Here is a 25,930-nt window from a genome sequence, read left to right as displayed (position 1 = left end):
TAATCATATGTTAGTCACTACGATAAGGGAAATTCAGTCCAATGACAATGAGGAGGTTGCCAGGGTAATCAGAAAAGTTCTAGAAGACCTGGGAGTTCCTAAAGTGGGTACCGCTTATGCCGATAAAGCCTTGGATCGAATGTTTGAAAATTATGACGTGCCAAGGGCCGATTATTTTGTGGTAGAGGAAAACGGTAAGATTATTGGTTGTGCCGGAATTGCCCAGTTGGAGAATTACGATGGCAACGTATGCGAATTGCAGAAAATGTATTTCCTGGAAGAGGCAAGGGGAAGGGGATTGGGGGTTAAAATGATCAATCTATGTCTGGATAGAGCTACCGAATATGGCTATGAACACTGTTATTTGGAAACCATGCCCTATATGGAAGACGCTCAAAAATTATATTTAAAGACCGGGTTTCATTATATAAAAGAGCCAATGGGTAATACCGGTCATTATTCCTGTCCTGTTTGGATGCTTAAAAGTTTATAGACATAGTTTTAACCATTATGGATCCATTTTTGGGTACATGATGATTACAATGTTTGCCAAAAATTGAGAATGTTATTAAAAGAAATTAAAAACATTTACCATTTAGAACTAGACCCTCTTTTTCCAAAAGAGGAGGTGGATAGTTTCTTTTATTTGGTAATAGATCATTATTTGGGTTTGGAAAGGTTTGTTTTGGCCGTGCAACCTAATCTTGTGGTGTCCAAAGATAATGAGGAACCATTGTTTTATGCATTGAGCCAATTAAAACAAGAACGTCCTATTCAATACATTTTAGGGAAGGCCCATTTTTGTGAACTTGAGTTTCGTGTGGATGAAGACGTTTTGATACCCAGGCCCGAAACGGAGGAATTGGTTTATTGGATTATAAATGAGATTGGTACCCAGAATTCCCTGGAAGAGATAAAAATACTGGATATAGGTACAGGTAGTGGTTGTATTGCCATCTCCCTGGCCAAAAACTTGCCCAATGCCAAAGTGTATGCCCTGGATATATCAAAAAAGGCGTTGCAGGTGGCAGAACAGAACGCTATGGCAAATGATGTGGACATAGTCTTTTTGGAAGCGGATATTTTATCTATTGAGGGATTTAAAGATAAATTTGATGTGATAGTATCCAACCCTCCCTATGTTAGGGAATTGGAGAAATTGGAAATGAAAAATAATGTCGTGGAGCACGAACCCGGTTTGGCTCTTTTTGTTTCCGATCAGGATCCTTTGGTTTTCTACAAAAAAATAACACGCTTTGCCTTGAGTCACCTAGAGAAAAGTGGGGTCCTATTTTTTGAGATAAATCAATATCTTGGCGAAGAAATGAAACAACTTCTGGAAGCGGAAAATTTTTCCGAAATTGAACTCAGAAAAGATATGTTTGGAAATGACAGAATGTTAAAAGGGCAGCTCAATCCTAATTGAATAGGTGGAAATAGCAGCCATGGCCATGGCACCCTGCAAGCCCGGGGAATTAAAAAAGATATAGTCACTAATATTTTCCTAAGTGGAAAGTTCAATAATTTATGGAGAGCATAGTCGTATTTTGTGGAAGTAGTGAGGGCAATGACCCGGAAATAGTGGAATGTGCTTATGAGTTGGGAGCAATTTTTGCAACGGAGGGTATTACATTGGTCTATGGTGCCGCAAAAATAGGTATTATGGGTAGGTTGGCGCAGGGAGCCCTGGACCATAAGGGCAAGGTTATAGGTGTTATCCCCGATTTTTTAAAATTAAAGGAAGTATTTCATACAGGACTTACCAAACTTATAATTACTGAAAATATGCATCAACGAAAATTAAGGATGCATGACCTCTCCGACGGAATTATTACGCTTCCAGGGGGGTATGGTACCATGGAGGAGCTATTTGAGATGATTACCTGGGCTCAACTTGGGCTGCATCAAAAACCTATTGGCCTTTTAAATATTAATGGGTTTTATGATGAATTGCTCGCTATGTTGCGTACCATGGTAAGTAAAGGATTTTTGAAGCAGGAATATTATGATATTTTGTTGGTTGATAATTCTATTGACGGACTTTTACATAAAATGAAAAATTACCAACCCTTGCCATTGCCAAAATGGATTAAAAAGGATCAGCTATAAATGGAAATCAAACAAAAAATAGAAAACCTTAGAACAGAGTTACGGGAGCATAATTATAATTATTATGTATTGGACAATGCCACTATTTCCGACTTTGAGTTTGATATGAAACTAAAGGAGCTACAAGCTCTTGAAGCAGAACATCCCGAATTTTATGACCCTAGTTCTCCTACCTTAAGGGTGGGTGGGACAATTACCAAAAATTTTGAAACGGTGGTTCATGAGCACCGCATGTATTCCTTGGACAATTCATACTCCAAAGAAGATTTGGAAGATTGGGAAAAAAGAATTCAAAAAATATTGGGTGATGCCCCAGTTGAATTTACTTGTGAACTCAAATATGATGGGGCTTCCATTAGTTTAACGTATGTAGATGGGCAGTTGGTAAGGGGGTTGACCCGTGGCGACGGATTTCAAGGGGATGATGTTACCAGCAATATAAAGACCATTAGATCGGTTCCCTTACAATTAAAAGGTGATTATCCTCCCAAATTCGATATTCGTGGGGAGATAGTACTGCCTTTCGAGGGTTTTGCAAAAATGAACCAAGAGAGGATAGAGAATGGGGAAGATCCCTATATGAACCCTAGAAATACGGCTTCGGGAAGTTTAAAATTGCAGGATAGCTCTCTGGTTGCCGAAAGGCCCTTGGACTGCTTATTGTACAGTATAGTTGGAGTAAATTTGGGAATAGAGTCCCAATTCCAAATGTTGGAGAAAGCAAGATATTGGGGTTTTAAAGTCCCAAAAGCGGCTAAATTATGTAAAACCACGGATGAGGTTCTGGAGTTTATAGAATATTGGGACAAACACAGGCATGAATTGCCCTATGAGACGGACGGGGTGGTCATTAAAGTGAATAGTATTCAACACCAAGAGGAACTGGGGTATACTTCCAAATCCCCGCGCTGGGCCATGGCCTATAAATTCAAGGCAGAGCAGGTCTCCACGGTGTTAAATGAAATTACCTACCAAGTTGGGCGTACTGGGGCTATTACCCCTGTTGCCAATTTGGAGCCAGTGCTTCTGGCGGGTACTACAGTAAAAAGGGCATCATTACATAATGCAGATCAAATAGAAAAACTCGATATTAGGGAAGGGGACACTGTCTTTGTGGAAAAAGGCGGAGAAATAATTCCGAAAATAGTGGGGGTGGATTTTACTAAAAGACCTATCCATTCCCAGCCAACCAAATACATAGATCATTGTCCGGAGTGCCATACCCCCTTGGAACGTACCGAGGGAGATGCCAAACATTATTGCCCCAACGAATATGGATGTCCTCCCCAGATTACGGGCCGTATTCAACATTATATTTCGCGCAAGGCGATGGATATCGAGGGTCTTGGAGGGGAAACCGTTGAGCTTCTCTTTAAGGAGGGTCTTATTGAGAATTACGCAGACCTCTATTTACTTACCAAAGAACAATTGATACCCCTGGAACGCATGGCTGAAAAATCGGCCGAAAATCTGGTAAAAGGCGTTGCCGAATCGGTCAAAATTCCATTCGAAAGGGTGCTGTTTGCCTTGGGCATAAGGTTTGTAGGGGAAACCGTGGCCAAGAAATTGGCACGGGCCTATAAAAATATAGATGGCCTCATGATTGCTTCCGTGGAGGAATTAATGACGGTCGATGAAATTGGCCAACGTATTGCAGAAAGTGTGGTATCATTTTTTCAGAACGGGATCAATATGGAAATTATTTCCAGATTAAGGGGGTACGGAGTGCAATTTGAAGTGTCTGCCGATAAACTGGAGAATCAGACCGATTTCTTAAAGGGACAGACCTTCGTGGTATCTGGAGTGTTTGAAAACTTGAGTAGGGATGAACTTAAAAAATTGATCGAGGACAACGGCGGCAAGGTAGGCTCTAGTATTTCTTCAAAAACTTCTTATCTTGTGGCAGGGGACAAGATGGGTCCCAGCAAAAGGACCAAGGCCGAAAGTTTGGGCGTCCCCATTATTTCGGAGACCGATTTTCTGAATATGTTATAATTAATATATCCAGGGGAATACAAAATGAATAGTGCTAGAAGTAAAAAAAAAATAAGGGTATATGAGGGTAAAAGATATTTGTACTAAATCGTAATTATGTATACCATACTACTTCTTCTGCTTTGTATTGCATTCATAATTGTGGCTTCGACCCGTTTTAAACTTCACCCATTTCTGGCGTTGCTTGCCGCTAGTTTATTATTTGGTATTTTTTCTGGACTCCCATTGGATGAGCTCATAAAAACCATTAATGATGGTTTTGGAAGCACCATTGGTGGCATTGGGATTATCATTATCGCGGGTTTAATTATAGGGACTTTTCTGGAAAAATCGGGCGGAGCCTACACCTTGGCCAACCTGGTCTTAAAGATTATTGGCCCCAAGCGCGTACATATGGCCATGGGTTTTATAGGTTATTTTGTATCCATACCAGTATTTGCCGATAGCGGTTTTATTATCGTCTCCCCATTAAATAGGGCGCTTACCAAAAAGGCAAAATTGTCCTTGGCGGGAACAGCGGTGGCCTTGTCACTTGGTTTAATGGCTTCCCACACTATGGTGCCCCCAACTCCCGGACCCATTGCTGCTGCAGGAATCTTAGGAGCCGATTTGGGTCAGGTTATCCTCTTCGGCCTAATGACCAGTATACCGGCCTTATTGGTCTGCATTTTATTTGCCAAAAAAATAGGTTCTAAAATTTTTATTGATCCCGCGCCAAAGCTTACGGAGGAGCAGATCAATTCCCAGTTAAAAAACGCACCATCGGTCTTTAAATCCTTTATACCTATAGTAGTTCCCATTATTCTTATTGTGTTGAGGTCATTTGCCGAATATCCCACTATGCCGTTTGGGGATGGAACTTTTAAGTATGCCATAGGATTTGTGGGTAACCCAGTGGTGGCCCTTTTGATCGGAATGGTACTGTCCTTTACCCTGCCCAAGAAATTGGATAAGGAAATGTTGAGCACCTCGGGATGGATAGGGGAGGCACTTACTTCCGCAGCCATTATTATATTAATAACAGGGGCCGGAGGGGCATTTGGAAAAGTACTGCAGACTTCGGACATTAGTTCCTTGCTGGAGAACAATGTCTCCAATGGAAATTTGGGGATATGTCTACCATTCCTAATTGCTGCAGGTATTAAGACCGCCCAGGGTTCCTCTACGGTAGCTATAATTACAACAGCTTCGATAATTGCACCTTTGATGCCTGCAATGGGTTTTGATACCGAGGTTTCAAAAGCATTGGCGGTCATTGCCATTGGCGCTGGTGCATCCCTGGTCTCCCATGCCAACGATAGTTTCTTTTGGGTAGTAACCCAAATGAGTGATATGAAGGTAAATCAAGGATATAGAACACATAGTTTAGGGACTGCCATTTTGGGCTTTTCTGCGATGATCGTTTTAACCATAATCAGTTTAATAATCTAATCTTTATAGAATGAAAGTTTATAAGACCAACCAAGGAGTTTTGATCCAAAATGACCAGAAATTTTATCTAATCGATAAGGAATGGGATTCATTTATTACCGATGATGCCATTTACGACAATACACTAAATTTAATTTCCAAGCTTGACCCTATTGAAAATAGCGCTACCATATTGAACGACAGTTTAATGCCACCGGTGGGACGCCAAGAAATTTGGGCATCCGGAGTAACATACTATAAGAGTAGGGAAGCCCGCATTGAAGAATCCAAAGATGCAGGTGGTGGCGATTTTTATGACCGTGTCTATAATGCGGATAGGCCGGAATTGTTTTTTAAAAGTACGGCTAGTCGGGCAGTAGGGCATAAGCAGGATGTTAGGATCAGAAAGGATTCCAAATGGAACGTTCCGGAACCGGAACTGACTTTGGTAATAACCCCAAATGCAAAAATAATAGGTTATACCATTGGTAATGACATGAGCTCTAGGGATATTGAAGGTGAAAATCCCTTATATCTTCCCCAGGCCAAGAGTTATGACGGTGCAGCGGCTGTAGGTCCGTGTATTTGGCTGAGCAAAGAACCTATTTCAATGGATACCAAGATAAAAATTGAAATTGTCCGTAAAGGTAATACCGTGTTCGAGGGAGAGACCGAGGTGGGTCAAATGAAAAGAAAACTTACCGATCTTGTTCATTATTTGTATCGTGAAATGTCCTTTCCTTTTGGAAGCCTTTTAATGACGGGTACAGGAGTAGTGCCTCCCGATTCTTTTACCTTGGATCATGGGGATGTTGTTAACATTACGGTCGATTCGATCGGTACCCTATCCAATACCGTAGCTTAATTGTCCATATAAATAAAGTGTGATGTCCGTTCCAAAAAGTATTGACGAGTTTAATGCAAGCTTATCGCAACAATCGGCACCATCTACATGGCCTGAAGCTTTACGCGCCATGTGGTTCGATGCCAAGGGTGATTGGGAGTCTTCCCATGATATTGCACAGGACCTACATAATACCAATGGAAGCTGGATCCATGCCTATCTGCACCGAAAGGAAGGAGATAAGTTTAATGCCGGATATTGGTATAGAATGGCCGGAAAGAAATTTCCTGATATAAACCTGGATGACGAACAACTACAATTGGTGGAATATTTTTTAACGCAACAGCGATAGTAATGGTTGTTTCGTGCTAAATGTTTTGTCCTTATTAAATAAAATTAATAGGCCGTGATATAGTTTCACGGCCTGTTTTGTTATAAAGGATTTTTAACCCCAACAACCAACAATGATTTGCTCCTTTATTTCCTGTTTAAGGAAATGCTGCGGAGCTATTATCAATAATCAGAATATTCAGTAGGGTAGAAAAAGCGGGTGACGTTTTTGGAAACGTTGTTTTGGTAATTGGGGTCTGTTTTTATTTTGGTCCACACCGGTGAGTCGGAAAAGGATTTCCAATGGGCATCCCTACTAGCCTGATTTTCAAATGTGGTCATGTACATTAGGTTGGGCATTGTTGCGCCTGACAAAACCTCACCATAGAAAACAGCATTAAAGCCTAAATTGTCGAAAAGGTTTACTTCCCCACCTTTATTGAACATGTCTACTTTGTTGATGTATTTGGCCTCTGTTGCCGATTCATAACTTCTTAATTCATAGATACGGTCTTTACGGGGGCCACTTAAAGGCGAAGGCTTCATCTTGGGCATATCCACAAAGGCTTTTAAAAGAACAGATTCAACCCGGCTATAGGGTGGGTTTTTATAAGGAGCATCCAAAAAGTCTTTGGCTGCTGCCATATAAACTTTATCCTTTTGAAGTTTGGTCTCTATTGTTTCCAAATCACCAAGACCTTTCATGGGGATCAAAACTTTTATGCTTCTAGGATTTAAGGAGTCGATTGTTCTTGGCTTAAAAACACCCACGTTCTTTATGTTCAGTTTTTTGAGAGCAGGCAACAAGGCCTTGCTCAAGTATTGGTCCGTGGTATTTTCCTGTTCCTCGGTATCCATGAGGTAGGTCTTTAATTGGTAATATTCCCGTTGCTGGGCTTGGCTATAGGTGTTTATTGTTAATAGCAATAAAAGAACTGAAATATATGCAGTTTTGTACATTGGAATTGGTTTAAGATAAATATTAGATTTTTGGTGCCTGTTAAGTTAGGGCTTTTGAATATAATGTAATAGTTTTTTTAAAAAAACAAACAATGTTGGGTGTATCCCTAAATTGTCATTTTAAGTCTAGGATAAATGTTTCTTAAGCTTAATGACCACCGATTTGGAAGTAGGGGTATTGCTCTTATCGGCAGTACTGTTTAAAGGTACCAGGACATTGGCCTCAGGAAAATAGGTAGCACAGCATTTTTCAGGGATATTGTAAGGCAAAACAATGAACTTTTGCGCTACCCTTTCCGTATTGTTGTGAAAATTATAAAGGTCTACCAAATCCCTTTCCTTGAGGTGGTATCTTTCAATATCCTTGGGGTGCATCAAAATAACCCTTCGTTCATTAAATATGCCCCTATAACGATCATTGAGTCCATAAATAGTGGTGTTAAACTGATCATGACTCCTTATGGTCATCATTAAAAGTTCATCTTCGTCCAAGACAATGGCCTCACTATTGGATATGCTAAAATTGGCCTTTCCACTTGTCGTATTATAGGAATTGTCCCGTGCCCCGTTGGGTAAATAAAAGCCGGAAGGCTGCCTTACCCTTTGGTTGTAGTTCTCAAATCCAGGAATACATTCTTCTATACTGTCCCTTATATAGTCGTAATGTTGTAGGTATTTTTCCCAATCCACTTTGGAGTTTTTTAGGGAGGCCTTGGCCAATTGGCAAACAATGGCAGGTTCGCTTAGCATCTGGGACGATATGGGTTTAAGACTTCCCTTGGAGCTATGCACAACCCCCATAGAATTTTCAACACTTACAAACTGCAATTCGCCGTTGATAAGGTCTTTATCCGTTCTTCCCAAACAAGGTAGTATGATGGCTTCCCTGCCATGGATAAGATGACTACGGTTTAGTTTGGTGGACACCTGTACGGTCAGGTCACATTTTTGAAGCGCTTCGGCAGTAAATAGGGTGTCTGGGGTAGCGGATAGGAAATTACCCCCCATTGCAAAAAAGACGCTGGCTTTGCCGGAATGCATGGCTTTAATACTTTCTACAGTGTCAAATCCATGTTTGCGTGGTGGGTTGAAGTGGAATACTTTCTCCAGCCGGTCCAAAAATGATTGTGAGGGCTTTTCGTAAATACCCATAGTTCGGTCTCCCTGTACATTGCTGTGACCACGAACGGGACAGGTACCGGCACCAGCTTTTCCTATACTTCCCTTTAATAATAAAAGGTTTACGACCTCTTTTATAGTATTCACGGAATTTTTGTGCTGCGTAAGACCCATAGCCCAGCAAGCAATAATCTTATTTTTGTTGCATAAGATTTTGGCCACACTCTGCAGGGTCTGCAGTGGAATTCCACATTCTGCTATTAAATTATTTAGATCCAGTGTTTTTAAGTGTGTTAGGTAATCTTCAAAACCTTGGGTTTTTTCTTTTATAAAATCCAAATCAAAAACAGCCCCAGGACGTTTATCCTCCTCGATCATCATAAGTTTTGCCAAGGCCTGAAGGAGCGCCATATCCCCATTTATTTTTACCTGAAGGTATAGGTCCGTTAATTTCGACTTTATTCCTAGGGCACCTTTTATTTCCTGGGGATTGTTGAAATTTAACAATCCGGTTTCAATAATCGGATTTATTGAGATAATGGTGGCTCCATTTTCTTTAGCTTTTTTAAGGGCACTCAGCATTCTTGGGTGATTGGTGCCCGGATTTTGCCCCAGGATCAGGATAACCTCAGTTTCGTAAAAATCTTCCAGTTTTACAGAGCCTTTGCCTATGCCCAAGGTATCGGTAAGGGCAACGCCACTACTTTCGTGGCACATATTACTGCAGTCCGGCATATTGTTGGTACCGTATTCCCTAACAAAAAGTTGGTAGAGGAAGGCAGCCTCGTTACTTGTCCTTCCCGAGGTGTAAAATATGGCCTCGTCAGGACTTTTTAATTTATTTAGATGATTTGCTATTTTGGAGAAAGCTTCTTCCCAGCTTATTTCTTGATAGTAATCCGAGCCTTCGGGCAAATACATAGGCTGTGCTAACCTACCTTTTTTTCCTATTTCGTAATCGGAAAGCATGGAAAGTTGGGAAACACTGTTTTCCTTGAAAAAGTTGGTGTCCAGTTTTTTGGTAGTGGCCTCTTCGGCAATGGCCTTGGCGCCATTTTCGCAATATTCTGCTATAGAGCTTCGCTCATCGTCCGGGTCCGGCCAGGCACAGCCTGGACAGTCGATTCCGCCTTTTTGGTTGAGGTTGGCAAGTGCTTTTAATCCACGGCCGAGTCCCATTTCGCCAAAAACATGTTTGGCAGATGATATAACAGCAGGAATACCTGCAGCTACTTTTTTGGGTTCCGCGGTTTTTAGACCGGTTAATTTTGCCGGAGCAGTTGGACTAGGACTGGGTTTTTCTAAATTTTTGGCCATTATTATTTTGTTGTTGCTTTGGGGTTGGGGTAATTATCCGATTGATCTTCAACACGTTCATCCAAACAAACAAAATCTTTTTCCAATAATAAATTCAGTACCTGTCCATCGTTTAAAACCATCTTGTTTTCATAGCCTACCTGCTCGCTATCAGGCCATTTTAGACTTTCATTCTTAGGTAAAAGCAGGGTAATGGTGTCCCCTTTAAACTCGGCTTGGAGGCCGGTTATGTTTTCCTTAGCAGCCACGACGTAGATAAAACTCTTGCCATTAAAAGCGGTCTGTTCCTTGTAATAGCCGTCTTTCTTCAAAGATTCAACCTCCGAACGGGTAAGTCTATAACGAACCGAATTTCCTTGTATCCTAATTTTCATTCAAACAATATTTTATACCTAATTCTATAAAGTTAGGTATTCGACTATCAGTCTCAAAGTTTAGATTCCTAAATTTTAATCCGTTTTGAGCCGGTGTAGATATTATACCTGGTTTCGTTTAGAAATCCTATCAAGGTAATATCATGTTCCAAGGCCATTTCTACGGCCAAGCTGGACGGGGCTCCTACGGCCATAATAAAGTGAATCCCTGCCATGGCTGCTTTTTGGATCAATTCGAAGCTGGCGCGACCGCTCAGAAATAATAAATGTTGATCCAATGGCAATAGGTCTTGGGTAAGTACATGGCCAATTATTTTGTCCAAAGCGTTATGTCTTCCCACATCCTCGCGCATTGTTATTAATTTGCCCTGAACATTAAATAGTGCTGCTGCGTGTATGCCTCCGGTATTGTTAAAAATATTCTGCTCTTGCTGAAGAATGCCGGGAAAGGATTTAATAAGATTTTTTTCGATCTTAAAATCCGCCAGGGAAGGGGGTAGGCGACATATGGTTTTTATAGCGTCAATACTGGCTTTGCCGCAAACTCCGCAACTACTGCTGGTGTAGAAATGCCGTTCCAGTTTGCCAAGATCTATGTTTTGGGAATTAATTAGTTGGACATTTATGCTATTTTCATCAAGGGCAACCCTTTTTATTTGATTGGAATCTTGAATAATGCCCTCTGTAAAAAGAAATCCAATGGCCAGGTCCTGATCATTGCCCGGCGTTCTCATAGTAATGGAGATATTTTTATTGGTAAGGGGGGAATCCAAATTTAAAACACTGATGCTAATTTGTAGTGGTTCTTCAACAGCTATATCGTCCGTGTGCTCTACAAGGTCATCTCCCAGTATTTTGATAATTTTCTTTGAAACTATAGGTTTTCCTTTTTCCTGAATCATAATATGTGGTTATACCTTGATCGACACGCCATCAGCAACGTTTTGCTTGCCATTGTCAAAATAAAAGTCGATTCGGCCTAGATTAATGCCGAAGCATCCAACCTGGTTTACTAATATTTGTTCGTTTTTTCTATTGTTTACTATGGTGGGCCTATCCAAAAATGTATGTGTATGGCCTCCAATGATCAAATCAATGTTCTCTGTCTTGGCCGCCAACTTTAGGTCATCGGGTTTTTGAGGGTTTTGATACTGATATCCTAAATGGGAAAGACAAATAATTAAATCACATTTTTCCTCCTCCTTTAAGGTACGGCTTATGTCCTGCGCAATTTCTATGGGGTCCAGATAAACGGTTTCTTGGTACAACTTTTTGGTCACCAGACCGGCCAGTTCTATTCCCAATCCAAAGACTCCAATCTTTATTTCGTCTACCATATATGTTTTGTATGGCTTCACATGACCATCCATAAGGGTGTTTACAAAGTCATAATTGGCGGATAAAAAATCGAAGGAGGCGTAGGGCAGTTGGGCATAAAGGCCATTAAGGCCGTTGTCAAAATCATGATTTCCAATGGTAGCGGCATCATACTTTAACATACTCATTAGTTTAAATTCCAATTCACCCCCATAAAAATTGAAGTAGGGTGTCCCCTGAAAAATGTCGCCAGCATCAAATAATAGTGTATTCGGGTTTTCTTTTCTGATTTGATCCACCAAAGTTGCCCTTCTTGCCAGGCCGCCCAAGTTGGGATAGGCCGAATGGTTGGTTGGAAAGGGGTCTATATGGCTATGCACATCGTTGGTGTGCAAGATAGTAATGTGTTTGTTCCCGGAATTTTGGCAAGAATTTAGCGTTAGTCCGCCTATGCCAATAAAAGCGGCAGAAGCTGCTGTATCCGATATAAATTTTCTACGTTCCATAATTATTTGATTTGCATAAACCGGTCATCAGTAGCCGCAGTAAGGGTGTCTATTTTCTTAAAATAATCAATCAGGGTATTTCTAATTAGATAATCGGAATCGGTCACAGAAATATATTCTTTTAAAAAATCCATTTTATCACCACCGGTGATCAAATAATCTGAAGTGGCAACATTATAAGTCTTGTTTTCGTCAAAGGGTTTTCCTTGAATGTTTACCGCTTGCAAACTTTTATTTTTATCTACGACTATTTGAATCCCTGAAATAGGGTGGGCAACACTGGATTTTATCAGAAATGATACCATTGCCCGGATAGCTTTACCATCCAATTCAGCAACAACTACCGAGTTTTCAAATGGCATTACCTCGTAGGCTGTGCGCTCAGTAATGTCACCTTCTGATATTACGGATCGGATACTTCCAAAGTTAAGAAGTACAAAATCTATTTGCTTCCCGGTTCTGGCCGTAAAAACGGGGTTTACTTCCTGCATTACAATGTCTGCCATTAAATTGCCTGCGGGAGAATTTAAAGTACCATCTGTTTTGGATATGGTCATTGGGGCATAGGCCAAAACGCTGTCCAATACCTCGTTGATCCTGTTTCGGTAGGGCGCTATGACGTTTTCTATGGAATCGTTTGGATTGGAAGAGTAATTGATCTGAATCCTTTGTCCCTCAATATTTCTAAGTTTGGGAACGGATTCCTTGCAGCTCAGGACGAGTACAATTGTTGCAATTATAACAAAATGTTTGTTTTTTAAATCCATATACTTCTTACCTTCGTATAATTATTGAGGTGATATTATTTACATTTACAATCTTGAAAATGTAAAAATACATGTTTTTAAAAACGCTTAAGGAAAAAATTAAATTTAGAGCCGGTAAAAAGTATTTACAGAGGGGGTTGAATGCTCCTCCTGAAACTATTGATCGGGTTAAGGGTATAAGTTCTGTTGGTTGTATTGTTGATTTGGACGCGTTTGAAAATGCCAATGCTTTTTATGAGTTTGTGGATGAATTTTCCCTAAGGCCCAATTCTGTAAAAATAATTGGGTACAAGAAATTTTATGATAAAAACTCCCCTTATTCAACCCCAGTTTTTTCCGACAAGGATTTGGGGTGGAAAGCGAATATTGAAAACAGCTATGCCTTGGAGTTTTTAAATAGGGAATATGACCTTTTGGTTAATTATTATACGGATGAAAAATTATTATTGCAGTTAATGACGTTAAAGACCAAAGCGAGGCTAAAGGTGGGTTTTGGTGGTGTGGATAAAAATTTAAATGATTTGATATTGAATACTCCCATCAAGGATTTCCAAACTTTTAAAAAGGAGTTACGGAAATATTTGAGGGTTTTAAATGAGATTAAATAATGGAACAGTTAGTTGGAACGGGTGTTGCCCTGGTGACTCCTTTTAAGGAGGATTTTTCTATAGATACGATAGCTTTGGCAAAAATCGTAAATTATTGTGTGGATGGTGGAATAGATTATTTGGTTGTTTTGGGAACTACCGGGGAGTCTGTTGTGTTGTCCAAAAAAGAAAAACAACTGGTTATAGATACTATTGTGGATGCCAATGCAGGTAGGCTTCCATTGGTTTTGGGCATAGGAAGTAACAACACTGCGGCTGTTGTTGAAGAACTGCAAGAAACCGATCTAAAGGATTTTGTGGCCATTTTATCGGTTTCACCATATTATAATAGACCTACACAAGAGGGGATATATCAGCATTTTAAAGCCATTTCCTTGGCCTCTCCCAAGCCTATCATATTGTACAATGTACCTGGTAGGACAGGGAGTAATATGCTTCCTGAGACTGTTTTGAGATTGGCCAATGATTTTAACAATATTGTGGGTATCAAGGAGGCCTGCGGCGATATGGTTCAAATAATGCGAACCATAAAGGATAAACCTGCAGATTTTATGGTGATTTCCGGAGATGATTTTACCGCACTTTCTACGGTATTGGCCGGTGGTTCCGGGGTAATTTCTGTTTTAGGACAGGGACTTCCTTCAGAATTTTCCCAGATGATACGTTTTGGGCTGGCAGGCAGGGTCAAGGAGGCCTTTGCGTTGCACTATGCCATTCAGGACGGTATGGATTTAATTTTTAAAGAAGGTAATCCCGCGGGTATCAAGGCTTTGTTGGAAGCTGTTGGCCTGGGAACTGCAGTTGTAAGGTTGCCATTGGTAGAGGCCACTGCAACCCTTAAAAAAACCATTAAGAGCTTTTTGAACACCTTGCTAAAGACGGTTGTTTAGTAAAAAACAACTATCTATTATTGGATTTTTTACCAACAAAGTTAAAACTTGCATAAAAATGTTGTAGTTGGTAAAGAGGCGGGCTATTTTAGCGTGATAAAAATGTTTTTTATATCCGTTTAGAATCCTTAATTTTGCAAAATGTTTTTAAAAATGAAGCGTCTATTTTCCTTTTTATTATTGCTTGTCATCCTTAGCTCTTGTAGTGAGTACCAAAAGGTACTTAAAAATGAAGATGTTAAGGCCAAATATGATTTGGCTGAAAAATTTTATGATGCCGGTGATTTTAAAAGGGCCAACCGATTGTTGGAACAGATAGCGCCAAAGTATATAGGTAAGCCACAAGGAGAACGTGTTATGTACTTTCTTGCAGATTCTTATTTTCAGACCAAGGACTATAATATGGCAGGTTACCAGTTTGAAAGGTTCCTAAAATCATATCCTAAAAGTGATAAGGCTGTAGAGGCTGGCTTTTATGGAGCTAAAAGTTATTACAAGCTTTCCCCTAAATACTCTTTGGACCAAACGGATACGGACAAGGCCTTGATAAAGTTGCAAAACTTCATCAATACCTACCCAGAATCCGAATTTTTAGTAGAAGCCAATATCATGGCCAAGGAATTGACGACCAAGAAAGAGCGTAAATCCTACGAGATAGCAAAGCAGTTCAATACTATTGGGGAATTTGATTATACCTTTTTAACTCCCGCGGTTACCGCTTTTGACAACTTTATTTCAGACAACCCGGGTTCCGTTTATCGCGAAGATGCCCTATATTATAAGTTTGATGCGTCAACCAATTTAGCGCTTAACAGCTTCGATTATCTTAAAAAATCTCGATTGAATGATGCCAAAGCGGCTTATCTGACTTTCAAAAAATATTTCCCGGAGTCCAAGTATCTTAAGGATGCAAATAAGACCTTGGAAAAGGTTGAAAAAGAATTAGAAATTTATTCCAAATAAAATACGATTTGATATGAATATGAACGATTTAAAAAACTCGAAGGCTCCTGTTTCTACGGTGACGATCAATAAAAATGATTTCGATGCCAAGACTGGGAATATCTATGAGGCTATTTCCATAACTGCCAAAAGAGCTGTTCAGATTAATTCTGAAATTAAAAAAGAGCTTTTGGAGAAGTTGGAAGAGTTTGCTACCTACAGTGATAGTTTGGAGGAAGTTTTTGAAAACAAGGAACAGATCGAGGTTTCTAAATTCTACGAAAAATTGCCCAAGCCCCATGCATTGGCGGTAAAGGAGTGGTTGGATGATAAAATTTATCACAGGAATACAGAGAAAGACGCTTAAAGGATGTTGGGCGGTAAGAATATACTTTTGGGCATTACTGGGGGTATAGCTGCTTATAAAACCACCTTTTTAGTTCGTTTACTTATTAAAGCTGGCGCTAACGTTAAAGTTGTTTTAACGGAAAGCGCCAGCTCTTTTGTTTCTCCCTTAACCTTGGCTACCCTGTCCAAGAATGCCGTACTATCTTCCTTTGTAGATGAGGAAAACGGAACAGTTTCCTGGAACAATCATGTAGAACTGGGACTTTGGGCAGACATAGTTCTTATTGCCCCAGCTACGGCCAATACCCTGTCCAAAATGGCCAACGGTACCTGCGATAATTTGTTGATGGCCACTTATCTCTCGGCAAAATGCCCTGTTTACTTTGCTCCGGCGATGGACTTGGACATGTATAAACATCCTTCCACTACAGCAACCTTTAAAAAGCTATTATCTTTTGGGAATGTAATGATTCCGGCTACATCAGGAGAGTTGGCCAGTGGATTAATAGGGGAGGGCCGCATGGCCGAACCCGAGGATATTGTGGATTTCCTCAATGATCACATGGGTAAAGGGCTGCCTCTAAGAAATAAGAAAGTATTGATAACGGCCGGTCCCACCTATGAGGCCATTGATCCGGTTAGGTTTATTGGAAATCACTCATCGGGTTTAATGGGGTATGAGTTGGCCAAAAATGCAGCCAAACTTGGGGCTAAGGTATATTTGGTGTCCGGGCCGTCCCATTTAACACTGCAACATTCCCAGATAGATCTTGTTAAAGTAACTTCGGCCGATGAAATGTATAAGGCAACGGTTGCCTTGTACCCGGAAATGGATATCGTTATTTGCGCTGCTGCGGTGGCTGATTACAGGCCTAAATTAGTGGCCGAACAGAAAATAAAGAAATCGGCAGAGGAATTTACCATCACTTTGGTAAAGAACAAGGATATTCTTTTTTCCTTGGGAGAAATGAAGAAGGATCAGTTTCTGGTTGGTTTTGCCCTGGAAACAGAAAATGAGGTTGAAAACGCCATAGGAAAATTAAAACGGAAAAATTTGGACGCTATTGTCTTAAATTCCATGAACGATAGTGGTGCGGGTTTTGGAAAATTGACCAATAAAATATCGTTCATAGATAAGAATTTGGATATTAAAACGTTTGAGTTAAAAACCAAGGCAGAGGTGGCCTCGGATATTTTAAATGAAATCACCAACAGGATCCATGCGTAATCTATTTTTAGCCATAATTTGTTTTGTAACTTCTATAACCTTGGGAGCTCAGGAGTTAAACTGTGTGGTTACTATAAATTCTGATCAGGTAGGGCAGACCAATCAACAAGTTTTCAAGACTCTGGAGCGTTCCTTAAATGATTTTGTAAATAAGAATAGATGGTCCAATCGGGTCTATAAGGAAAATGAAAGGGTTAACGCCCAAATGTTCATTACCATTACGGAGTATGAATCCAGTAGATTTAAAGGGAATATTCAGATTCAATCGTCAAGACCTGTTTTTAATACCTCCTATGAAAGTCCTGTTTTTAATTATAAGGACAATCAGCTCAGTTTTGATTATATAGAGTTTCAGCCCTTGATCCTAAATGAAAACAATATAACTTCCAATTTGGTAGGGGTCGTATCTTACTATGCCTACATTATTCTTGGCTTGGATGCGGACACTTTTTCTTTGGAGGGCGGTACCGATTTTTATAAAAAGGCACAACAAGTTGTTACTTTGGCCCAAAGTGCAGGTTATTCTGGGTGGACACAGACATCTGGGCAAAGAAGTAGGTTTGAGTTGGTAGACAACCTTTTGTCCAATTCATACCGAGAGTACAGAATAGCAATGTACAATTACCACAGAAAAGGATTGGACGTCCTGGCAGATAATAACAGCACAGGAAAGCAGGTAGTTGCAGGTACCATGCGTTTGCTGGAGACCATGGGAGGCAGGCATCCCAACGCTTTTTTAATTCAAACTTTTTTTGATGCAAAGTCGGAAGAAATACAAAACGTATTTTCCGATGGTCCCAAAGTGGATATTGTACAGCTTAAGCAAACTTTGAACAAAATTGCCCCACTATATTCGTCCACTTGGAACGAAATAAAATTTTGATCGGATTCCTTTGTACAATGTTATTTGGTCCCGCATCGGGATTTTGTAAATAGAATTTTTTTACCACACATTTTTTTCCAAAGCAATATAAATTATCTTTACGGCAATCTTAGATAATAAACTTTGCTGACAAATCTTTCCATAAAGAATTACGCATTAATAGACCATTTAAACGTTAAGTTTACCAATGGCTTTACAGTAATAACAGGTGAAACAGGTGCCGGTAAATCCATTTTATTAGGTGGGTTGTCCTTGGTGTTGGGTAAAAGGGCGGATCTTTCCTCCTTAAGGGAGAAGGAGGATAAATGCATCGTAGAGGCGGAATTTGAAATTTCCAAATATGGTTTGGAATCATTTTTCTTGGATAACGACCTGGATTATGAGGCAAAGACCATTATTAGAAGGGAGATTTTGCCTAGCGGTAAATCCCGGGCTTTTATAAATGACTCCCCGGTTACCTTGGATATTCTGTCCCAATTGGGGGGTCAATTGATAGATGTACATTCCCAGCATCAAACGTTACGACTTGCGGATAATGATTTTCAACTGAAGGTTATAGATGCCCTTGCCGATAATGGACCAGTGCTAACAGCCTATTCTTCGAAGTTGCTGTTATATCAATCTACACAAAAGGAATTACAAAAACTTGTGGATTTTCAGAATAGTGCCAACAAGGAACACGAGTATAATAGTTTTTTGTTGCAGGAATTAAATTCGGCTCCTTTAAAAGAGGGAATATTGGAAGAATTGGAGGAGCAGTACGAACAGCTTAACAATGTGGAAATTATTTTAGAGCAATTGTCCCATGGGCAACAGTTATTAAATGATGAGCAGATAGGGCTGGTGAACCTACTTACGGAGCTGAAACAGGTATCCAGTAAGTTGGCCAGTTTTGGCCACCAGTATTCAGATATAAATGAGCGCGTAAAATCGGTGTTTATTGAGTTGGATGATATTACCAACGAACTTAATATTCTAAATGATAAGGTAGAGGCCGATCCACAATTGTTGGAGCAGGTAAACGCCAAACTTCAATTGCTTTATGATCTTTTAAAGAAACATAAGGTCCAGACAATTCCGGAATTGTTAGAAATAAGGAATGCCTTGGATGAGAAGGTAAGTGCAACCGAGAATGTTGTTGCCGATATAGACCGTAAAAAGAAGGAGTTGCATCAATTGGAAATTGCTTTGAACACTGAAGCTACCAACATAAGTAAAAGAAGAAAGGTGGTTATTCCAGAGCTGAAAAAACAATTGGAGGAAACTTTGATCGACTTAGGGATGGCAAGTGCTACCTTTAAAATTGAAATTTCGCCAGCCAAAGAGTTTAAACCCACGGGTAAGGATGATCTTAGCTTTTTGTTTTCAGCGAACAAGGGGTCTGCTTATGGTGACCTTAAGAAGGTGGCCTCGGGCGGTGAACTGTCCAGGATTATGTTGACCATTAAGGCCATTTTGGCCAGATACGAACAGCTGCCTACAATGATGTTCGATGAGATAGATACGGGAGTATCCGGAGAGATTTCCAATAAAATGGGAGATATTATGAAGGATATGAGCAATACTATGCAGATATTTTCTATCACCCACTTACCACAGGTAGCAGCCAAAGGTGTACATCATTTTAAGGTATACAAGGAAGAAGAACTGATGGGGGCCAATACCAAAATGAAAAGGCTTTCTTCGGAAGAGAGGGTTGTGGAGCTGGCAGAAATGTTGGGTGGGAAAACCTTGTCCGAATCGGCTTTGGCACATGCCAGGCAGTTACTGGATTAACCTTTGTGTAAGCGGATAGGGAAATCCTGAATTCCGTTTAGTGGTGTTTATAAGTATTTATGTGTGTAACAACATTAATAGCTTTTCGCCTATAACCCTAATAATTTGAAGCCCCGTCAACAGGGTTGCCAACTTTTCTACCTTGTTCTTTCTGCGGTCTACCCACTAATTTTTAATATCTTTGACGATCTAAAATTCACAAAGAAAATAGACTATGTCGTTTAATTTACTAAAAGGAAAAAAAGGGATAATTTTTGGGGCACTCGATGCCAATTCCATAGCTTGGAAAACTGCTGAGACCATTCATGCCGAAGGCGGTACTTTTGTCCTTACCAATGCACCCATAGCTATGCGTATGGGGCAGATAGATGAACTTGCAAAAAAGACGGGTTCCAAGATTATTCCTGCCGATGCCACAAGCGAAGAGGATTTGGATAATTTGGTAACACAATCCATGGAGATTTTGGGAGGGAAAATAGATTTTGTTTTGCACGCCATAGGGATGTCTGTCAACGTTCGTAAAGGCAGGGCCTATACAGATGAGAAATATGATTTTACAACCAAAGGCTGGGATGTATCCGCCCTTTCTTTTCACAAAGTAATGCAGAGCCTGTACAAGGCCGATGCAATGAACGAATGGGGGAGTATCGTGGCTTTGACTTATATGGCTGCGCAACGTACCTTTCCGGATTATAATGATATGGCCGACAATAAAGCTTATTTGGAATCGGTGGCCCGTAGTTTTGGATACTTTTTTGGCAAGGAGAAGAAGGTAAGGGTGAATACCATATCCCAATCCCCCACAGCTACAACTGCGGGACAAGGAGTTAAAGGTTTTGACAGCTTTATTTCCTATGCAGAAAAGATGTCGCCTTTGGGTAATGCAACAGCTCAGGATTGTGCTGACTATACTGTGACCCTTTTTTCCGATTTGACCAAAAAGGTTACCATGCAGAATTTGTTTCATGACGGTGGTTTTTCCAATACAGGCGTTAGTCAGGAAGTAATTGATAGATTTTCCGAATAGCTCGGTAGGTATATTGGTAGGATGCCTTTGAGCTAACCCATTCATATTGGCTATACTCCGTGGCTACATATTATTCAAATTAGCTTAATGCAGTTGAAACAAGACTGAAGGCAGGCCTGTACGTTTGTTTCACCTTTTTAATTTATAGCAAAGCTCAATGGATTTATACTTTTCTTTTATAGTGCCGGTTTACAACAGACCCAATGAGATCAATGAATTGCTGGAAAGCCTGTCGTTACAGGACTACGGTAAATCTTTTGAGGTGGTTGTCGTGGAAGACGGTTCGTCCGAAAGTTCGGAAGGTATTGTGGAAAAGTATAAGGATAAATTGTCCATAACGTATTTAAAGAAGAAGAATTCTGGCCCTGGTGATTCCCGAAATTATGGAATGAATCGTGCCCGCGGTAATTATTTTATAGTGCTGGATTCCGATTGTATAATTCCTAGCCAATATTTGTCGGTGGTGGAAAAATCCTTGACAAACTATTATGTGGATTGTTATGGGGGGCCAGATGCGGCACATTCTTCCTTTACCAATGTGCAAAAGGCCATTAATTATGCCATGACCTCTATGTTCACCACTGGTGGAATACGGGGAAATAAGAGGGCTGTAGGCAAATTTCAGCCCAGGAGCTTTAATATGGGAATATCTAAAGCAGCGTTTGAAGAAACCCGTGGATATGGGAATATACATCCAGGAGAAGATCCAGACCTGACCTTTAGAATATGGGAAGCGGGGTTTGAAACTAAATTGATAGAGGATGCCTATGTATACCATAAGCGGCGAATAGATTGGAATAAATTTTATACCCAGGTCAAGAAATTTGGAATGGTAAGGCCCATTTTAAATCATTGGCATCCAGACAGTGCCAAAATTACTTATTGGTTCCCTACTTTGTTCTGTTTCGGATTTGTTGGGGCTCTTGTCTTGTTGGTTTTAGGGGTTTTGTGGCCAATATCTATTTATGCCTTATATTTTGGTTTACTTTTTGTACATTCTTTAGTGGTCAATAAAAATTTTAAGGTGGCTGTGCTGTCATTAATGGCAGTGGTGGTCCAATTTGTAGGATATGGTTTTGGATTTTTTAAAAATTCGATTCTAATAGCGTTCAGCAATAAGAAACCGGAGGAGTTATTCCCTACTCTTTTCTTTAAAACTCAGTAATAAGTTGATAGATAAAATTAAAAACGGACTCAATAAAAGAAAGGTAAAACTGTTTCTTGTCTTTCTGTTATGTTCCAGTCTGGCTTGGTTTATTAGCAATTTGGGAGAACAATATACCAATAATGCTACTTTTGATATTCACTATGGTAGTACCCCGGACAGCTTATTGCTAAATAGTGTTTCCAAAAGGAACATAAAGGTTAGGCTCAGGGCCAGTGGGTTTCAATTTTTGATGTTTGGTTTCAAGAACAAAACTGTGGAAGTGGACTTATCCGAATTGGAGAAAAAAGGTTCCAAATATTTTGTTTCCCCTTCAACCTATAGAAGTCAGATAGAAAATCAGCTTTCAAAGTTTATAAGGGTCGAGGATATGGATAAGGATACCTTGTTTTTTAATTTCCAAAAGCTTTACAAAAAAAAGGTCCCAGTACTTCCTAAAGTGACTATAGATTTGGAGCAAAACTATTTAATGGATAAGAACTATACTTTATTGCCAGATTCCATAACCGTAATGGGGCCTAAAACGGAGATTGATACTTTGACCGGAATTACCACTCAAACTTTGGTGCTGCCACATACGACCAATGATATTTCGAAGAAATTAAAACTGATTCTTCCGCCTAAGCTGAAAAACACCAAATACTCCGATCATTATATAACCCTATCGGCCAAAATATTTAAATTTTCTGAAAAGGTTTTTAAGGTTCCAGTAGAGGTTGTCAATGTACCTGAAGGAGTCGGGATAAGAACTTTTCCAGAAATAGTTTCGGTTTTGTGCAGGGGGCGTTTAAGTGCTATTAAGGAATTGGTGGTGTCGGATTTTGTGGTTACTGCCGACTATTCCAACCTAAGGGACAAACACGAAAATGTTTTGGACCTGAAATTGACCAAAAAGCCCGATAGCGTGAATGTGGTACAGCTTAGGGAGAATAAAGTGGAATTTATACTAAAGAGGCAATGATGATCGTAGGCTTGACAGGAGGTATTGGTAGTGGAAAATCTACTGTGGGGGCCATGTTTCAAAAATTGGGAGTGCCCCTCTATAATTCTGATCTGGAAGCAAAGAATTTAATGACCCGTTCAAAAAAGATTAAAAAGGATATTGAGACCTTATTGGGCAAGGAGAGTTATTTGGAAGGGGAGCTGAATAGGGAGTATATCGCCAAAATCGTGTTCAAGGATAAGAAATTATTGCAGGGCCTCAACAATATAGTCCATCCTGCTGTGAGACGTCATTTTAAAAGTTGGTGCAAACGACAGAATGCCCCTTATGTAATACAGGAAGCAGCTATTATATTTGAAAACGGGACCAAGGAACTTTATGATAAAATAATTTTAGTGACCTCTCCAAGGGACATCAGGATACAAAGGGTTGTTGATAGGGATGGAATCACGGCCGAAGCAGTAATACAACGTATAGATAATCAATGGCCAGATAGTGAAAAAGAGAAGTTTTCAGACTTCATAATTGAAAATATTGGATTGGAGGCTACGGAAAGGGAAGTGTCCCGAATTCACCATAAATTACTTAAAATAAGGGCTTAAGCGCGAAATTTTAACATTTTTGTTAAGGTTAGGTTAAACGTGCAATTCGCTAAATGTTAAATTTCTAATTTTGTTAATAAATGAATAAGAGGTTATTTGGTCTTTTGGTAGTCTTAATGAGCCTTTCCCTAATAGGAATCATCTTTGTTCAGAGTTATTGGATAAATAAATCGGTAGCGGACAAGGAAGAACAATTTTCAAACACCATCAACCAAATTTTGAGTAGGGTTGTAGAGAATATTGAAAAGCGGGAGGTACAGGATTATCTTAACGAGTTTTACAAACTTAAGGATAGTATTGGAAAGCCAAAGGCTACCCATCTTAAGAATTTTTTCTTTTTTGATCGTGATATTAATTCCAATGAAATACGGTTTTATACCCATGGTATTTTGGAGGAGGATTACAATATGGCATCTACGTTCTTTGATATAGGCTTGGACACCACAACCTTTAGGAATATCACCAGCACCAGAACTACAGAAATCTACAAAGAAGATTTTGGTCTGGACGGCAGGCAATATTCCTTGACACCTGTCCAAAAGCTTGAGAAAATCGGAGGACTTTCCTCTATTGATAAGGCGGCATTGGATGATGTTTTTAGGGAGCAGGCCAAATCCAGGTCCATCCATAAACGCGTATCCAAACAAGAAATAGAACTGTTTCTTGGGAGGGAACTCAAAAATAGGGGCATAGATATAGACTATGAATATGGGGTTTATAGTAAGGGACTGCCGACTAAGGTGAAATCCAAAAAATTCAAGTTTTCAGAGACCACACTTTATAAGGCTCCTTTGTTTAAGGACAGTGAAGGGAATACCAATTTTTCCCTTTTGTTGACCTTTCCCAAAAAGAAAAGGTTCCTTATACAGTCCATTCTTGGAATGGCAATTTTGTCCCTGACATTTACCTTGGTTATAGTGGTGGCCTATTCCAGTGCTATCTATCAGTTGATAAAACAAAAGCAGATTTCCGAGATTAAATCGGACTTTATCAATAATATGACGCATGAGTTTAAAACTCCAATTGCTACAATAAACTTGGCTGTTGAAGCAATAAAGAATCCGAAGATTATAGATGACAAGGAGAAGGTGCTGCGCTATTTGCAAATGATAAGGGACGAAAACAAGAGAATGCACGCGCAGGTGGAAAATGTATTGCGGATATCCAAGTTGGAAAAAAATCAGTTGGATATTAGTAAGGATAGGGCAGATGTGCACGACATAATAGAAGATGCCATTACCCATGTAGAGCTTATAGTTGCAGATAGGGGAGGATATATTAAGCCTCATTTAAAGGCGGAACGCTCAGAGGTATTGGCCAATGAGATGCATTTTACCAATGTTATTGTGAATATATTGGACAATGCTGTGAAATATTCGCCAGAAGCGCCCAAGATTGATGTTTTTACCGAAGTGGTCGGGAATTATATCATTATAAAAATACAGGATCAGGGAGCTGGAATGAGCAAGGCGGTACTAAAAAAGGTTTTTGAAAAGTTCTATAGGGAACATACAGGAGATATACACAATGTTAAGGGGCACGGTTTAGGGCTCGCTTACGTAAAAAAAATAGTTGATGATCATCAAGGTGAGGTTTATGCAGAAAGTGAAAAAGGAAAAGGAAGCACTTTTTATATAAAACTACCTTTAATTTAAACAATAATGGAAACAGTAGATAAGAAAATATTACTCGTAGAGGACGATCCCAATTTTGGAATTGTACTTAAAGATTACTTGGCAATGAACGATTTTGACGTTACGTTGGCAAAAAACGGAATGGAAGGTTTTGAAAAATTTAAGAAAGACAATTTCGATGTCTGTATCTTGGATGTAATGATGCCTTATAAGGATGGCTTTACCCTAGCCAAGGAAATCCGTGAAAAGAACGAAAACGTACCCATCGTTTTTCTTACGGCCAAGACTATGAAAGAGGATGTCCTTAAAGGATATAAAGCCGGTGCCGATGATTATTTGAACAAGCCTTTTGATTCGGAAGTACTATTGATGAAACTTAAAGCTATAATTCAAAGAAAGTCTTCCAGTTCGTTAGCGGACAGTAAACAATTTGAATTTACAATTGGTGGTTTTCAATTGAATTCCAAGCTTAGGTTCTTGAAATTCAAAGATGAAGATGCCATTAAACTCTCTCCTAAGGAAAATGAGTTGCTTAGACTTTTGGCTTTGCACGAGAACGATTTAATGCCCAGGGAGTTGGCCTTGACCAAAATTTGGAGGGATGATAATTATTTTACTTCCCGCAGTATGGACGTCTATATTGCCAAATTGCGTAAATATCTTAAAAAAGATGAAAACGTGGAGATATTGAATATCCACGGAGAAGGGTTTAGATTGGTGGTTAAAACTGAGTAAACACCTCATATCCAAAATTTTTTAGAGCACCAGGATTTTTCTTGGTGCTTTTTATTTTATTAGACCCTTATTTTAAAAGCTGCAGGCTCTTTTAAAGGTGT

The 25,930-nt window shown here is 39.7% G+C and carries 26 protein-coding genes; 20 read left to right on the top strand and 6 right to left on the bottom strand.

The genetic code is table 11. The features are described 5' to 3' along the window. The first annotated feature begins 7 nt into the window (after positions 1-7). From KO529_RS01965 to KO529_RS01935, 7 genes are all read left to right on the top strand, one after another. Positions 8-493, top strand: coding sequence for a GNAT family N-acetyltransferase (locus KO529_RS01965; RefSeq protein ID WP_215946259.1), 486 nt, complete (start codon positions 8-10; stop codon positions 491-493). 69 nt (positions 494-562) lie between these two features. Next, entirely contained in the window at positions 563-1,426 is an 864-nt protein-coding gene (gene prmC, locus KO529_RS01960; protein ID WP_215946258.1) for a peptide chain release factor N(5)-glutamine methyltransferase, read from the top strand. Between the two features lie 101 nt (positions 1,427-1,527). Continuing rightward, complete coding sequence (locus KO529_RS01955; protein ID WP_215946257.1) at positions 1,528-2,109, top strand: TIGR00730 family Rossman fold protein; 582 nt, start codon at positions 1,528-1,530, stop codon at positions 2,107-2,109. Further along, positions 2,110-4,104, top strand: a complete 1,995-nt coding sequence (gene ligA, locus KO529_RS01950) for an NAD-dependent DNA ligase LigA (protein ID WP_215946256.1) — start codon at positions 2,110-2,112, stop codon at positions 4,102-4,104. It begins immediately after the preceding gene. Between the two features lie 96 nt (positions 4,105-4,200). After that, positions 4,201-5,535, top strand: coding sequence for a GntP family permease (locus tag KO529_RS01945; protein ID WP_215946255.1), 1,335 nt, complete (start codon positions 4,201-4,203; stop codon positions 5,533-5,535). A 10-nt stretch (positions 5,536-5,545) separates the two neighbouring features. Next, a complete protein-coding gene (locus KO529_RS01940) occupies positions 5,546-6,379 on the top strand; it encodes a fumarylacetoacetate hydrolase family protein (RefSeq protein ID WP_215946254.1) in 834 nt (277 codons plus the stop codon). 22 nt (positions 6,380-6,401) lie between these two features. After that, positions 6,402-6,710, top strand: coding sequence for a hypothetical protein (locus tag KO529_RS01935; RefSeq protein ID WP_215946253.1), 309 nt, complete (start codon positions 6,402-6,404; stop codon positions 6,708-6,710). Between the two features lie 161 nt (positions 6,711-6,871). Here KO529_RS01935 and KO529_RS01930 read toward each other — a convergent pair whose 3' ends face one another. The 6 genes from KO529_RS01930 to KO529_RS01905 form a co-directional block, all read right to left on the bottom strand. After that, positions 6,872-7,648 (bottom strand): NIPSNAP family protein, encoded by a 777-nt coding sequence (locus KO529_RS01930; protein ID WP_215946252.1) that lies wholly within the window; start codon positions 7,646-7,648, stop codon positions 6,872-6,874. Positions 7,649-7,774: 126 nt separating this feature from the next. Beyond that, the gene (locus KO529_RS01925) at positions 7,775-10,084 is read right to left on the bottom strand and encodes an FdhF/YdeP family oxidoreductase (protein WP_215946251.1); all 2,310 of its coding nucleotides are present in this window, start codon (positions 10,082-10,084) and stop codon (positions 7,775-7,777) included. A 2-nt stretch (positions 10,085-10,086) separates the two neighbouring features. After that, on the bottom strand, positions 10,087-10,458 hold the full coding sequence (locus KO529_RS01920) for a DUF7009 family protein (protein ID WP_215946250.1): 372 nt from the start codon (positions 10,456-10,458) through the stop codon (positions 10,087-10,089). Between the two features lie 68 nt (positions 10,459-10,526). Then, positions 10,527-11,360, bottom strand: a complete 834-nt coding sequence (fdhD, locus tag KO529_RS01915; RefSeq protein ID WP_215946249.1) for a formate dehydrogenase accessory sulfurtransferase FdhD — start codon at positions 11,358-11,360, stop codon at positions 10,527-10,529. 9 nt (positions 11,361-11,369) lie between these two features. Beyond that, positions 11,370-12,281: a bifunctional metallophosphatase/5'-nucleotidase gene (locus tag KO529_RS01910; protein ID WP_215946248.1), complete on the bottom strand. Its 912-nt coding sequence runs from the start codon at positions 12,279-12,281 to the stop codon at positions 11,370-11,372. Between the two features lie 2 nt (positions 12,282-12,283). Next, on the bottom strand, positions 12,284-13,048 hold the full coding sequence (locus KO529_RS01905) for a 5'-nucleotidase C-terminal domain-containing protein (protein WP_215946247.1): 765 nt from the start codon (positions 13,046-13,048) through the stop codon (positions 12,284-12,286). Between the two features lie 71 nt (positions 13,049-13,119). Between KO529_RS01905 and KO529_RS01900 the strand changes: the two genes are divergently transcribed. The 13 genes from KO529_RS01900 (at position 13,120) to KO529_RS01840 (ending at position 25,829) form a co-directional block, all read left to right on the top strand. Further along, on the top strand, positions 13,120-13,656 hold the full coding sequence (locus KO529_RS01900) for a DUF6913 domain-containing protein (RefSeq protein ID WP_215946246.1): 537 nt from the start codon (positions 13,120-13,122) through the stop codon (positions 13,654-13,656). Beyond that, on the top strand, positions 13,656-14,546 hold the full coding sequence (gene dapA, locus KO529_RS01895; RefSeq protein ID WP_215946245.1) for a 4-hydroxy-tetrahydrodipicolinate synthase: 891 nt from the start codon (positions 13,656-13,658) through the stop codon (positions 14,544-14,546). The genes KO529_RS01900 and dapA overlap by 1 nt, the downstream gene beginning before the upstream one ends. A 153-nt stretch (positions 14,547-14,699) precedes the next feature. Beyond that, positions 14,700-15,509: an outer membrane protein assembly factor BamD gene (locus KO529_RS01890; protein ID WP_436835192.1), complete on the top strand. Its 810-nt coding sequence runs from the start codon at positions 14,700-14,702 to the stop codon at positions 15,507-15,509. Between the two features lie 13 nt (positions 15,510-15,522). Beyond that, the gene (locus tag KO529_RS01885; RefSeq protein ID WP_072864859.1) at positions 15,523-15,855 is read left to right on the top strand and encodes a DNA-directed RNA polymerase subunit omega; all 333 of its coding nucleotides are present in this window, start codon (positions 15,523-15,525) and stop codon (positions 15,853-15,855) included. Positions 15,856-15,858: 3 nt separating this feature from the next. After that, positions 15,859-17,064: a bifunctional phosphopantothenoylcysteine decarboxylase/phosphopantothenate--cysteine ligase CoaBC gene (gene coaBC, locus KO529_RS01880; RefSeq protein WP_215946243.1), complete on the top strand. Its 1,206-nt coding sequence runs from the start codon at positions 15,859-15,861 to the stop codon at positions 17,062-17,064. Next, entirely contained in the window at positions 17,057-17,947 is an 891-nt protein-coding gene (locus KO529_RS01875) for a DUF4835 family protein (protein WP_215946242.1), read from the top strand. The genes coaBC and KO529_RS01875 overlap by 8 nt, the downstream gene beginning before the upstream one ends. Positions 17,948-18,070: 123 nt before the next feature. Continuing rightward, complete coding sequence (recN, locus tag KO529_RS01870) at positions 18,071-19,723, top strand: DNA repair protein RecN (protein WP_215946241.1); 1,653 nt, start codon at positions 18,071-18,073, stop codon at positions 19,721-19,723. Positions 19,724-19,937: 214 nt separating this feature from the next. Then, on the top strand, positions 19,938-20,750 hold the full coding sequence (locus KO529_RS01865) for an enoyl-ACP reductase FabI (RefSeq protein ID WP_215946240.1): 813 nt from the start codon (positions 19,938-19,940) through the stop codon (positions 20,748-20,750). A gap of 157 nt (positions 20,751-20,907) precedes the next feature. After that, positions 20,908-21,915, top strand: coding sequence for a glycosyltransferase (locus tag KO529_RS01860; RefSeq protein WP_215946239.1), 1,008 nt, complete (start codon positions 20,908-20,910; stop codon positions 21,913-21,915). Positions 21,916-21,919: 4 nt separating this feature from the next. Next, positions 21,920-22,876: a YbbR-like domain-containing protein gene (locus tag KO529_RS01855; RefSeq protein ID WP_215946238.1), complete on the top strand. Its 957-nt coding sequence runs from the start codon at positions 21,920-21,922 to the stop codon at positions 22,874-22,876. Further along, entirely contained in the window at positions 22,873-23,460 is a 588-nt protein-coding gene (coaE, locus tag KO529_RS01850; RefSeq protein ID WP_215946237.1) for a dephospho-CoA kinase, read from the top strand. Before KO529_RS01855 ends, coaE begins: the two co-directional genes overlap by 4 nt. An 80-nt stretch (positions 23,461-23,540) precedes the next feature. Then, positions 23,541-25,115, top strand: coding sequence for a sensor histidine kinase (locus KO529_RS01845; protein WP_215946236.1), 1,575 nt, complete (start codon positions 23,541-23,543; stop codon positions 25,113-25,115). Between the two features lie 6 nt (positions 25,116-25,121). Next, a complete protein-coding gene (locus tag KO529_RS01840) occupies positions 25,122-25,829 on the top strand; it encodes a response regulator transcription factor (protein WP_215946235.1) in 708 nt (235 codons plus the stop codon). Positions 25,830-25,930 lie beyond the last annotated feature (101 nt).

Origin of the sequence: Arenibacter algicola, from assembly GCF_018860365.1 — a bacterium.
In the GTDB taxonomy this organism is placed as follows: Bacteria; Bacteroidota; Bacteroidia; order Flavobacteriales; family Flavobacteriaceae; genus Arenibacter; species Arenibacter algicola_B.
This window is presented reverse-complemented; position numbering and strand designations above follow the sequence as displayed.